General features: G+C 38.2%; 12 protein-coding genes. 8 read left to right on the plus strand and 4 right to left on the minus strand.

From position 1 onward, the window contains the following. Positions 1 to 74: 74 nt before the first annotated feature. The 3 genes from LQ226_RS03530 to LQ226_RS03540 are packed head-to-tail and all read left to right on the plus strand — an operon-like array spanning position 75 to position 3,095. Positions 75 to 2,378, plus strand: coding sequence for an AAA family ATPase (locus LQ226_RS03530; RefSeq protein WP_231416444.1), 2,304 nt, complete (start codon positions 75 to 77; stop codon positions 2,376 to 2,378). Continuing rightward, positions 2,375 to 2,794 carry an acyl-CoA thioesterase gene (locus LQ226_RS03535; RefSeq protein ID WP_231416445.1) on the plus strand — a complete coding sequence of 140 codons (420 nt, stop codon included), beginning with the start codon at positions 2,375 to 2,377 and terminating at the stop codon, positions 2,792 to 2,794. Before LQ226_RS03530 ends, LQ226_RS03535 begins: the two co-directional genes overlap by 4 nt. A 1-nt stretch (position 2,795) precedes the next feature. Next, positions 2,796 to 3,095: a hypothetical protein gene (locus LQ226_RS03540; RefSeq protein WP_231416446.1), complete on the plus strand. Its 300-nt coding sequence runs from the start codon at positions 2,796 to 2,798 to the stop codon at positions 3,093 to 3,095. Between the two features lie 48 nt (positions 3,096 to 3,143). Here LQ226_RS03540 and LQ226_RS03545 read toward each other — a convergent pair whose 3' ends face one another. Continuing rightward, positions 3,144 to 3,446 carry a HesB/YadR/YfhF family protein gene (locus LQ226_RS03545; RefSeq protein WP_231416447.1) on the minus strand — a complete coding sequence of 101 codons (303 nt, stop codon included), beginning with the start codon at positions 3,444 to 3,446 and terminating at the stop codon, positions 3,144 to 3,146. Between the two features lie 115 nt (positions 3,447 to 3,561). Between LQ226_RS03545 and LQ226_RS03550 the strand changes: the two genes are divergently transcribed. Genes LQ226_RS03550 through LQ226_RS03560 form a run of 3 tightly spaced genes read left to right on the plus strand, consistent with a single transcriptional unit; the run spans position 3,562 to position 6,951 of the window. After that, positions 3,562 to 4,500, plus strand: a complete 939-nt coding sequence (locus LQ226_RS03550; protein ID WP_231416448.1) for an ABC transporter ATP-binding protein — start codon at positions 3,562 to 3,564, stop codon at positions 4,498 to 4,500. A gap of 10 nt (positions 4,501 to 4,510) precedes the next feature. Continuing rightward, entirely contained in the window at positions 4,511 to 5,803 is a 1,293-nt protein-coding gene (locus tag LQ226_RS03555; protein ID WP_231416449.1) for an ABC transporter permease, read from the plus strand. Continuing rightward, positions 5,800 to 6,951 carry an ABC transporter permease gene (locus tag LQ226_RS03560; protein ID WP_231416450.1) on the plus strand — a complete coding sequence of 384 codons (1,152 nt, stop codon included), beginning with the start codon at positions 5,800 to 5,802 and terminating at the stop codon, positions 6,949 to 6,951. The genes LQ226_RS03555 and LQ226_RS03560 overlap by 4 nt, the downstream gene beginning before the upstream one ends. Before the next feature lie 33 nt (positions 6,952 to 6,984). Here LQ226_RS03560 and yidD read toward each other — a convergent pair whose 3' ends face one another. Together yidD and folE2 are read right to left on the minus strand one after the other, a co-directional pair. Continuing rightward, positions 6,985 to 7,215, minus strand: a complete 231-nt coding sequence (gene yidD, locus LQ226_RS03565) for a membrane protein insertion efficiency factor YidD (RefSeq protein ID WP_231416451.1) — start codon at positions 7,213 to 7,215, stop codon at positions 6,985 to 6,987. Between the two features lie 20 nt (positions 7,216 to 7,235). After that, positions 7,236 to 8,162 (minus strand): GTP cyclohydrolase FolE2, encoded by a 927-nt coding sequence (gene folE2 / locus LQ226_RS03570; RefSeq protein WP_231416452.1) that lies wholly within the window; start codon positions 8,160 to 8,162, stop codon positions 7,236 to 7,238. A 290-nt stretch (positions 8,163 to 8,452) separates the two neighbouring features. Here folE2 and LQ226_RS03575 point away from each other — a divergent pair, with 290 nt between their 5' ends. Beyond that, positions 8,453 to 8,641 carry a hypothetical protein gene (locus tag LQ226_RS03575; protein ID WP_231416453.1) on the plus strand — a complete coding sequence of 63 codons (189 nt, stop codon included), beginning with the start codon at positions 8,453 to 8,455 and terminating at the stop codon, positions 8,639 to 8,641. Between the two features lie 218 nt (positions 8,642 to 8,859). On the opposite strand, the gene plsY is transcribed toward LQ226_RS03575, so the two are convergent. Next, positions 8,860 to 9,441: a glycerol-3-phosphate 1-O-acyltransferase PlsY gene (gene plsY, locus LQ226_RS03580; RefSeq protein WP_231416454.1), complete on the minus strand. Its 582-nt coding sequence runs from the start codon at positions 9,439 to 9,441 to the stop codon at positions 8,860 to 8,862. Positions 9,442 to 9,586: 145 nt separating this feature from the next. Between plsY and LQ226_RS03585 the strand changes: the two genes are divergently transcribed. Beyond that, positions 9,587 to 11,305 (plus strand): glycosyl hydrolase family 18 protein, encoded by a 1,719-nt coding sequence (locus tag LQ226_RS03585; RefSeq protein ID WP_231416455.1) that lies wholly within the window; start codon positions 9,587 to 9,589, stop codon positions 11,303 to 11,305. The last annotated feature ends 27 nt before the right edge of the window (positions 11,306 to 11,332 follow it).

Raw genomic sequence — 11,332 nt, forward strand, 5'->3', positions numbered from 1 at the left:
AACATCATCATCAACGTGATAGGCTTACTTATGATACAATATGTTAATGGATTACGTATAGTAAGGATGATGACATGACGATTGATAATGAACGAAAGAATAATATACAGAACTGGACGACCTTAAGCGCTCATCCTCCGCTAAAAGAAACGGAAGCGTTACGATATATTAATGATTACGAAAATGGGCATGCCCATATAGATGCGTTAATTGTAAGTCGTTTATATAGCCTTATCGCATATCATCGACTTAACCGAACAATCATGAATCATGATAAGATTGCAGAAGAATTTATTTCAAAAGCTAAGAGTACAGCTGAAAATGATTCAGTCGTGTTGGAATTACAAGAGCTCCTAAATGTCCGAACACACTTACAGATGTTAGAAGGTCATACATTTAAAAATTATGCTTTACATGAAACGGATCATCAATCAGTAAAAAGAAAGAAGTTACAACAGATTCTTGAGAAGGTTGAACCACTCGAAGAAAAGTGGTCCACAGAATTTAGTTATTCAGGAGAAGGGAAAGAAACTCCCGTTCAGACTTTATTTGAAAAAGGTCAATATCTGTTTAATGAGTTAATCCAAGAAATTGGTCCACATAAACGCAATGAGACGAATGGATTTAACCATGTTTCCATTATGAGGATTAACCAGCTGTTAAGAGAGCTCGATCAATTAACAAATGAATTGGAAAAATTCTTGCCGGGGACAGAAGATGATCATAAAGGCAAAGACCCCTTAAAACAGTTAGATAGTATGGTTGGTCTTTCAGAAGTGAAATCCTATATCCACCGTTATTATCATTATTTGAAGTACCAGCAATACCGAAAAGATATCGGTTTTCAGATGGTTGATGAACCTGAGCTGCACATGATTATTACAGGAAATCCAGGTACAGGAAAAACGACGATAGCAAGACTCCTTGCCAATATTTATTATGATCTTGGTTTGCTCGATACTAGGGATGTGATTGAGGTCAACCGTTCACACCTTGTAGGTTCGTATGTTGGGCAAACAGAGGAAAATACAATGAACTATGTACAACAAGCTATCGGGGGTATTCTCTTTATAGATGAAGCCTACAGTCTTCAGCGTGAAGGACAAACAGGCAATGATTATGGGCAAGCGGTCATTGACACGCTTGTGTCAGCTATGACAAGTAAGGAATACGGAGATAAATTTGCTGTTATATTAGCGGGATATCCTGACGAGATGAGGCAATTCCTTTGGGGAAATCCTGGTCTTCGCAGTCGCTTTCCGGAGCAAAATCATGTCCACCTTCCTAACTATTCCATTCCAGAATTAATAGAAATTGGTGAACAAACTGCCCTCGAAAACGACTATTTCTTTACAGAAAAAGCGGTCCAGAATTTAGAACGTTCAATTGATAAGCAACAAGTAGATGATACGTTTGGGAATGCAAGAGCGGTTAGGAATATAGTGTTACAGACCATATTCCAAAAAGGAGCTAGTGAGTCCGATCAAGCTGATCATGAATCAAAAATTGACCTCATGCGTATCGAAGAGAAAGACTTTTCTTCACCGGATTCACCTGAGGAAGATAACAAATCACCAATGGAACGACTTGAGCAACTTATCGGCTTAAAACCAGTTAAAGATGAAGTGAAAAAGCTCTCATCTTTTGTCAGGTTACAAAGGAAGAGGGAAGATAAAGGGCTCCCGTCCGTACCTATACAATTGCATGCTGTTTTCTCCGGTAACCCAGGTACAGGAAAAACGACAGTAGCTCATATCTATGCTGATATTTTAAAAGAGTGTGGCTTATTAAAGCGAGGGCATGTAATCGTTGCATCCAGGAGTGATCTTGTTGCAGGTTATGTTGGTCAGACGTCCATTAAGACTAAAAAGAAAATACGGGAAGCTTTAGGTGGAGTTCTATTTATCGATGAAGCCTATTCACTTTTCCAATCTGGATCAAATGACTTCGGTAAAGAAGCAATCGATACACTAGTAGATGAGATGACCAAACACAATGAGAATCTTGTGGTGATATTAGCTGGTTATAAGAGGGAAATGTCTTCTCTTATCCAAAGTAATCCAGGACTTTCTTCTAGGTTTAAGAAGTTTCTACATTTCCCTGATTATAGTCCAAGAGAACTAGTAGAAATGACAAAATATCAAGCAAGCACTCATAAATACGTAATAGAACCAGATGCGTTATCCTTCTTAGACGATGTTTATGAGACACACTCCATCGATGGGAATGGGCGTTATGTTAAGAACTTGGTTGATGAAGCTATTCAATATCAAGCTCTAAGAATTGATGAACAAGATGAAGAAGGCTATTATGATGTATTATCCAAACCTGATCTAGAATTGGCTTGGAATGCAATGAAAGGGAGAGAAATAGGATGATGACAACAACAGATGTAAAAGTACGATACCAGGAAACAGATCAAATGGGAGTTGTTTATCATGCTAATTACCTTGTTTGGTTTGAGCTAGGTCGAACCGCATTTATTGAAGAATTAGGGTTTCAATATCACGAAATGGAAGAAAGTGGGGTTGTGTCGCCTGTCGTGGATGCAAATATCCAGTTCAAACAACCACTACGATATGGTCAGACGGCACGTGTTCATACATGGCTAGATTATTATGATGGCATTCGGGTTACCTATGGATATGAAATACAGACTCCAGAAGGTGAAATAGCTGTAACAGGTACCACAAAGCATGTTTGTGTAAAGAAGGATAGCTTTAAACCTGTTTCCATTCGTCGTTTCTTCCCAGATTGGCATGAGGCTTATCTAAGTGCTAAAGGGGAAGAATAAGGTGGCCTTTGGTTTAAGACGTCATGAAGTTGATGAATGGAAGAGGCGTGTGAAGGCAGGGGAAATTGCCTTTCTTACTCATTATTGGTATGATAACCGGTTTCCTGATGTAAAAACCGTCACAAAAGTAGGGTGTATGAACCTTCAGAAATTAAAACGATGGGGGAGTCAATACGGTTTGAAACCCGAATGGATTCATAACGACCCTAGGTTTCCTCATTTTGATTTAATGGGAGATACCCAAAAAGAAATTCTAAATCACGAAGGTTTGTATGAACACATTAATCGTTTTGATTTGTAAAAAAATGAATAAAAAAATGCCAGGATGAATGACCATCCTGGCATTTTTTTATTCACTGTCTTCTTGATAATAGTCGAAATCAGGTTCTTGTGTATCAGGGTCATATTTAACCGTTACGTTATAATCATCAAAATACCACGCATCTTCTTGTTCTACATAGAAACGAATTCCCTCTTGTTGGTCCTCTGCTATAGGCTCGGCAGGTTCATCCGGACGTACGCCAAGGGACATTCCTGGCTGGAGGCCTCCAACACCACCATATCGAACAAAGAAGCGTAAGGAATCGTTCTGTTCGAGTTCTAATTCATCCTTATACCATTGTGCTGCTTCTTCTTGAACTTTTAATTTCATATTTTCAACTCCTTGCAGGTATTGTCTTAATATTCATCGTAATACAATAAAGGGTAGGTTTCAAATAAAGAGAACTATATAATCGGTTAAACTCGAGAGGAAGTGAAAACTAAAAATGCATTTAATTGAGGCACATAAACTACACAAAGAATTTAAAAGGCATACGGTTGTAAATGATATAAGTTTCGAGATTAGAAAGGGAGAAATTTTAGGGCTTCTTGGGCCAAATGGGGCAGGGAAATCTACAACGATCTCCATGATTGCTTCTCTTTTGAAACCGACAAAAGGGGAAATCTTTTATGAAGGGGATTCTGTTATAGAGAAGCCTGATACGATTCGATCTAAATTAGGTTATGTACCCCAGGAAATTGCCCTTTATCCTGAATTTACAGCTCTTGAAAATCTTCAATTTTTCGCCAAAGTGTACAATATCCCAAGAAAAGAAAGAAAAGAGAAGATCCATCAAGCTCTTGAGTACGTAGGGTTGGTTGATCGTGCAAAGTCAAAAGTGAATGAATTTTCAGGTGGGATGAAACGACGATTGAACATAGCCTCTGCTCTTATTCACGGACCAGACTTTCTTATTATGGATGAACCTACCGTAGGCATTGACCCTCAATCCAGAAATCACATATTAGAGATGGTAAAGGAACTTAATAAAAAAGGAATGTCGGTTTTGTACACCACCCACTATATGGAGGAGGTCGAAGCCATATGTGATCGGATCTTGATATTGGACCATGGTCATATTATCGCCGAGGGTACGAAAGAGGAGTTAATTCAACTCATCCAACACCAAGATCATATTGAAATGAAAGTGGAAACAAGAGATGAACGTTTTGAAAAAGAATTAATGGAACTTGTAGCAGTTGAATTGATTGAATTCATTGAAGATGCTTACATGCTATCAGTGAAGAAACAGGCGGACGTACTACCGGATATATTTCGATTGGCCAAAGAATATCAAGTACATATTTATCATATTCAAGTGAAAAAGCCGAGGTTAGAAGATGTGTTCTTGCATCTTACTGGCCGTTCGTTAAGGGATGAATAGGAGGGTGACTATGTGGATACATGCACATAAGGATTGGAAGCGTATGTTAAAGGATCCGAAAGCTCTCTTAATTGTATTATTCATGCCTGCATTGCTGACAGCGCTATTAGGTTTGTCTATTGGGAAGATGATGGATGGTTCAGGAGAAATCGATACAATCTCCTTAGGAGTGTTTGATCAGAGTGAACCTGCTACTTGGAATATAGAAGGAATGCCTGAAGAATTTACGCCTTCTGATCCACCAAATGACTTTGTTGCTTTATTTAAAGAAGAAGTTCTTAAAGGAGAAGAATTGAAATCTTTTATTCATATTGAAGAGATTGAATCTGAAGAGGAAGGAAAAGAACGGTTACAAAATGGCGAATTAACTTCTTTCATTTCTTTTCCAGCATCTTTTAACCAAAATGTGGTTGATGCATTATTGCTTTCAAATCAATCTGATCTTCAAGTAGATCTATGGCAGAATCCTGATCAGGCCTTACAAAGTGAAATTATAGCCAGTATTGTAGAAGGCTACACGACACAACTGACTTCGCTTGTTGTACAAAAAGAGGGAACGATGCGTTTTTTAGCTGAAGAGGGCCTCTCCCCTGCCATAACGGCAACAAAGATGCAAGACTCTTTCGAGGCTAACAGTGAGGGGGGAAATCGAATTAAATTGTCCAGAGCTTCTATAGACGGCTTAGATTCTATATCTGGTATTCAATATTATACAGTAGGGATGGCCGTTATGTTTATGCTCTATGTGGCGTCATATACGGCGATATATATGAAGGATGAAGTTCGTACAAATATGTTTAACCGAATACGTGTGATTGGAGAATCACCTTATAAAGTTCTAGCGGGTAAATTAATTTCAACCAGTATATTTGTGTTTGGACAATTCCTATTTTTATTTACTTTCTCAAAAATATTGTTTGGTATGAAGCTAGGCGCCCTATTGCCACTTGGTATCCTTATGGTTTCTACCTCAATTGCAGTTGGTTGTTTAGGTGTTGTGTTTAGCGCACTTGCCTTAACATACAAGGAAAACCGATTAACTGATCTGTTTCAAAGTGTAGTCATTCCTTTTATGGCTATGTTGGGAGGGAGCTTTATACAATTATCAATTATGCCTGAAAGTATCCGTTTTATAGGTCAATCGATTATCAATGGTGCTGCGTTAGATGGACTTCTAAAGATCATGCAAGGATATGGTTTTGAAGGCCTTCAAAGCTCCATACTAGCCATTTGGATAAATGGGTTCATTTTCTTACTATTGGCATTCATAATCATTCGTCGAAATAAGGAGGTGTTCTCATGAAGGCTTTATTATGGGTGAGATTGATATCACTACGAAAACACAAAGGGATACTCATTACCATGATGATCCTGCCTATCATATTCACCTTCTTTTTCTCCATGTCAGGCAGTCGTAGTGCATATTCTGTTGGTCTTGTAGTAGAAAAGGAAAATCCACTCTCAAAAGACTGGGTTAAGGAACTTTACAAACATGAGAATTTGCTCATAACGGAATTGAATAAGGATGAGATTGAAGAAAAATTATATGATGGTCGTGTAGAAGCTGTGCTTGTACCTGAAAAAGGAATCTTTAATAATGATTTACAAGACTTGTCCTTACAAATATACCGAACGGCAGATACTTCAACCATCCAAGCGATTGAACAAGCGGTCAGGGAAGTAACAATGAAGGTGGCGAATGAGCACCAGGTCGCTCAAGAGATTTTATCTGCCTTGGCTAAACCAGAACAGAAGGAAGAGGCTGTTTATCAGTATGTTAGCGGTGAGCTTGAGGAGCCAATAATATCGGTGGATAAAAAAGTAATTAACGAAGAACAAGAAGTGGTCTATGATACTACCTTTCAAGCTCTTGTTGGGTTTACGTTATTCTTTACTATGTACACAATCATTTTTTCTTTAGGAGAAATGATTGAAGACCGCCAAAAGGGGATTATGACCAGGTTAGGGGTGTCCCCCGTTCGGACTATTCAGATCTATAGTGCGAACTTCTTGTATAGCTTTCTGATTGGGTTTATACAAGTCATTATTCTTGTCACGATTGGCCAATATGTTTTTGGAATTGATTGGGGAGATCAGATAATAAGTGTAGGAATTATTATTGCCTTGTATGTTCTTGCTACGATGGCTTATGGAATGATTCTTTGTAGTCTTTCGAGGACAATGCAACAGTTAAGCGCCATAACACCAGTGGTTGCTGTGAGTTTTGCTATGCTTGGAGGGGCCTATTGGCCGATAGAAATTGTCCAAAATCAAATTCTTTTAACTCTAGCAAACATAACGCCTATTTATCATGCAATGAATGCACTGAAAGGTGTAGTACTCTATGATCATTCACTCTTTCAAAATACCCTCCCTTTAGTCTATCTTACAGGGATGAGCTTAGCACTATTAGGGTTAGGAATTTACATGTTTAAGAAAAGGTTTAATTAATACAAAAAATAGACAAGAGCTCTCTGCTCTTGTCTATTTTTTTTGTTTCTTTTCTGGAACATAGTCAAAACCCCCTGGATGAAAGGGGTGACACTTGGCAATTCGTTTTACTGTTAACCATCCACCCTTTATTGCTCCAAATCTTGTAATAGCTTCAACACCATATTGGGAACATGTCGGATAAAAGCGACAAGTAGGAGCTGGTTTTAACGGGGAAATGGCCTTTTGGTAAAAGCGAATGATCCACAAGAAAATGGTTTTCATACAACTCATCCTTATTACAGCTATTCTACCGTTTTATCGTAGGTCACTTCAGCAATTGCATCATGCAGGTGAATGGACTCTTCATTACGACAAGCTACATAAAAACGTTCTACAAAAGAAAGTTCATATAGATCAGCCGCAACTAAACGGACAATATCTTCTACAAAGCGTGGATTCTCATAAGCTTGCTCCGTTACCGCTTTTTCATCAGGCCGTTTAAGGACAGGATGAATACGGGCGGATGCATTTGATTCTGCTGCTTCAAGTAGTGCTTCTTTCCAATCCAGATCATTCTCATCGAAATCATCTGTTAATCGAACAGACATCGTTACATTCCCACGCTGATTGTGCGCAGAGTATTCGCTTATTTCTTTAGAACAAGGGCATAGGGTAGTGATTTTACCTGTAAGTGCTACTTCTACATCATACCCGGTTCTATTATGGTAAGAGACTTTCATCGTTGCATCTGCGTGATTCATCCCTGCTAAATCAGAGAAAGGACCCTTCCGTTCGAAAAACCATGGATAGGAAACTTCTACTTCGGCATCATCTTGTTTTAAACGTTGAGCTAATTCTTTCGTGAATTTTTTCAAAGTCGTAATATCGACGGCAAAGCCATCATTATGATAGCGGTCTAATTGCTCAGTAAAGCGACTCATATTAGTCCCTTTGCTTCCTTTCCCAATTTTAGATGCGAAACGGAAGGTCCCAATCGTGGTCTGCATTTCTGGTTTTTTTGAACTATATATACGGATAGGATGTTTAACGTTAGAAATTCCAACTGCATCAAGATCAAATAAGAAATCTTTGCGAGAATTTTGAAGGTCTGCCATCTCATCTTTTTCTACGGGTTTTGTACGTGGCCCCGGATCCACAGAACCAAATAATTTATGTCGGTCTTCTTTAGAAGGTAGCTGTTTTTTTGTATTAATATTTGTCTGGTTCATAGCAGTGACTCCTTTCAGCTTCTAAATAGAGCTATTAAAAGTATACAAGAAACGGATTCGTAAGTTCAATTTTAATACTCAGTCAATAGGGTCTAGATCGGCTCAGGAAACGTTCTTTCTATACTCTTTACATATAAATTCTATTTTACTACAAATAGCCCAGGGTTGGGAAATCAAGAATGCGTTTTCTAAAATCAAAAAATTTCAAATATGGTTCCACCGGTTGGCAACATGAATAAAATTAACTAAAATAGATTCGCACTATGAAACGAGGAAAGAAGGTGGCACCTATGAAAGGAACAGCTGTACTACAAACACAAACTGAAAAAGTCATTGTACTTGAAGATATAAAAAAAGAAACGTTCGACCAATGGAAACAACAAGGTGGTTACGAGAAAGAATGCAATCAAACAGGGAATATTGAGCTGATGGTTCCCGTTCAGTTCACTAGCGATATAGATTGGTCTTTTGGTTATTAGATAAAACAAGGGTGCTCCGATGCGGAGCACCCTTGTTTTATCTACATAGTAGCAACTCCGATTACAGAAGAATCTGCTTAATACCTTGCTATTTTAGCAAACGTATATCTCGAAAAGGCGGGGAACACCTCAGATATTACTACTTATTTATACTTAGTAGCAACTCCGAACAATTAATACCTAAAAGAAAAAACGCCTCATCCGAGGCGTTTTAACAATTACATCCATTTAATTTTAGGTTCAGTTTTATCCATAATACGTTTAATATTCGATCTGTGGCGGTATATGACAAATGCTGTCAAAATACTGGTTACTATAATTAGACCAACATGACCAAGAATTATGGACATAATGACTGTAACAATTCCAGTAACCATTGAAGATAAAGAAACATACTTGCTGATTTTTAACATAATGAAGAATGTTAAAAGCATAACACCAAAGAGAATAGGTTCAACTGCTAAAATGACACCACCTGAAGTAGCAACAGCCTTACCACCTTTAAATTTTGCGAAAATGGGATACATGTGACCAATAACAGCAAAAATTCCAATGATTAATAGATTAATATCCGCATCAAACATCCATGGAATTCGAGCAGCAATCGTCCCTTTTAATATATCTGAGATCGTAACGATGAGTCCTGCTTTTGTACCAAGGACTCGGAATGTGTTTGTTCCGCCTAAGTTTCCGCTACCGTGTTCACGAATATCAATATTATACCCTAGCTTACCAACAATGAGACCTGATGGAATTGAACCAATTATATAAGCAATGATTGCAAATAAAGCATAACTCATACGAAAACTCCTTTACCATTCGCTCTTAATGCTTTTTATATTTTATCAGAAAGAAGAGGTAGAAAGAACAACTATTCTATTTTTATTGAAACTATTTTCATCTTTTTGTTCTTCTTATAGGATAGAAGGAGGGAGGGGAAAAGAAATGGCACGCACCCATACATACACAAAAGCAAAACAGAGGATGCCCTGGATGATAGGAGGACTTGCAGTTTTTCTGTTTTTTTCTTTTGCAGTCTTTTGGCTTCTCTATCCATTTCCGTCAAATGAAAAGACGGACTATTTTAATACTCAATATCCATTAATTTTTAAGGGGAAAAAATACACAGGGGAAGTTTTGTATGAGGACGGGATCTATTTATCTTTTGACTTTGTTAAAGAGTATATTGATAGTGAACTCCACTATGATGAAAGTTCCAGATCGGTTATCGTGACTACTCAAGAGAAAGTCTATCAAATGCCAAGCAATACGAAACAATATTATATAAACAATGAATCAACTCAACTCTCTTTCCCAGCAGTAAAAACTGATCAAGGAAACGTGTATGTATCAAGCGATTGGATGAGTGAGGTCTATCCTGTCCAGATTGAGTACCATGATAATACAACAGCCGTTTCCTTATACGAAAATGAGCAAATCCTTCAGCAAGGAGCGGTTACAGCTGAAGGTGCAGATGAGAGAAGAGTCAGAACAGAACCAACCGTTACATCTTCTTATGTATCTGAACTAAAAAGGGAGGAAATGGTGACCATTGAGACTGAAGAAGAAGGGTATTATTTCGTTCGAACTGAAGATGGAGTTGGAGGCTATGTAAAAACTTCAGCGATTTCTATAGAAGAGCCAAAGCGCATTACTGTGGATGTGGAAGAGGCTAAAAATCCGTTCACTCCTTCATTAGAATGGCCCGTTCATGTAACTTGGGATCAGCTTGCAACGAATGATCCATTAGAGGCTATGCCAGGAGTCCAAGTCATCTCTCCGACATGGTTTACTCTCCAAAATGGAGAAGGGGAAATTCGTAACATCGCTTCTGAAAGTTATGTGAAGAATGCTAAAGATAAAGGGTATTCCATATGGGCTCTTTTTTCTAATGGGTTTGATCCAGATATTACGAAAGAAGCCCTGAATAGTTTTGAAAAGCGAAAGTCAATGATCGAACAGCTTCTTTATTTTGCTGAGATTTATCGTTTAAATGGTTTTAATATCGACTTTGAAAATGTTTATGAGACAGATGGGGCCAATCTAACTCAGTTCATCAGGGAACTTACACCTCTAGCTCATAAAGAGGGGTTGGTTGTGTCAGTAGATGTATCCTTTATATCTGGTAGTGCACAATGGTCTAAGTTTTATGAACGGAAGGAATTAGCTGAAGCAGCGGACTATATAATGGTTATGGCTTATGATGAACATTGGGGAAGTTCTTCTGTGGCTGGAAGTGTTAGTAGTTTGCCCTGGGTGGAGAATGGTCTTGAAAGAATTCTTGAAGAAATCCCTCATGAACAACTCATTTTAGGAGCTCCTTTATATACACGGTTATGGAAAGAAGAAATGACAGAAGATGGATCAGTAGAAGTAAGTTCAGAGGCTATGTCTATGGAAGAAGCTAATGAATGGATAGAAGAGTATCAAGTAGAACCCTCTTATGATCCTGGAACAGGTCAAGATTACGTTCAATATTCAGAAGAGGACATCACGTATAAAATGTGGTTAGAGAACGAAACCTCACTACAAAAACGTGCTCTATTGGTTCATCAATATCAACTGGCGGGACTCGCAACCTGGAGTCAAACGTTTGCAACGGATGAAGCATTTCAAACGATTGAAAAGGCACTTAAGAAGCGAAAGATGATTGAAAAAGAATAGAGCACATTGAACAGGCGGGATGTTTCG

This window comes from Pontibacillus sp. HN14 (assembly GCF_021129245.1).
GTDB lineage: Bacteria > Bacillota > Bacilli > Bacillales > BH030062 > Pontibacillus.

Coding starts and splice junctions, on each gene's coding strand:
- yidD (WP_231416451.1), bottom strand. CDS start 7,215: ATGAAAACCATTTTCTTGTGGATCATTCGCTTTTACCAAAAGGCCATT.
- LQ226_RS03530 (WP_231416444.1), top strand. CDS start 75: ATGACGATTGATAATGAACGAAAGAATAATATACAGAACTGGACGACC.
- LQ226_RS03575 (WP_231416453.1), top strand. CDS start 8,453: ATGAAAGGAACAGCTGTACTACAAACACAAACTGAAAAAGTCATTGTA.
- LQ226_RS03560 (WP_231416450.1), top strand. CDS start 5,800: ATGAAGGCTTTATTATGGGTGAGATTGATATCACTACGAAAACACAAA.
- LQ226_RS03555 (WP_231416449.1), top strand. CDS start 4,511: ATGTGGATACATGCACATAAGGATTGGAAGCGTATGTTAAAGGATCCG.
- LQ226_RS03585 (WP_231416455.1), top strand. CDS start 9,587: ATGGCACGCACCCATACATACACAAAAGCAAAACAGAGGATGCCCTGG.
- plsY (WP_231416454.1), bottom strand. CDS start 9,441: ATGAGTTATGCTTTATTTGCAATCATTGCTTATATAATTGGTTCAATT.
- LQ226_RS03545 (WP_231416447.1), bottom strand. CDS start 3,446: ATGAAATTAAAAGTTCAAGAAGAAGCAGCACAATGGTATAAGGATGAA.
- LQ226_RS03550 (WP_231416448.1), top strand. CDS start 3,562: ATGCATTTAATTGAGGCACATAAACTACACAAAGAATTTAAAAGGCAT.
- LQ226_RS03535 (WP_231416445.1), top strand. CDS start 2,375: ATGATGACAACAACAGATGTAAAAGTACGATACCAGGAAACAGATCAA.
- folE2 (WP_231416452.1), bottom strand. CDS start 8,162: ATGAACCAGACAAATATTAATACAAAAAAACAGCTACCTTCTAAAGAA.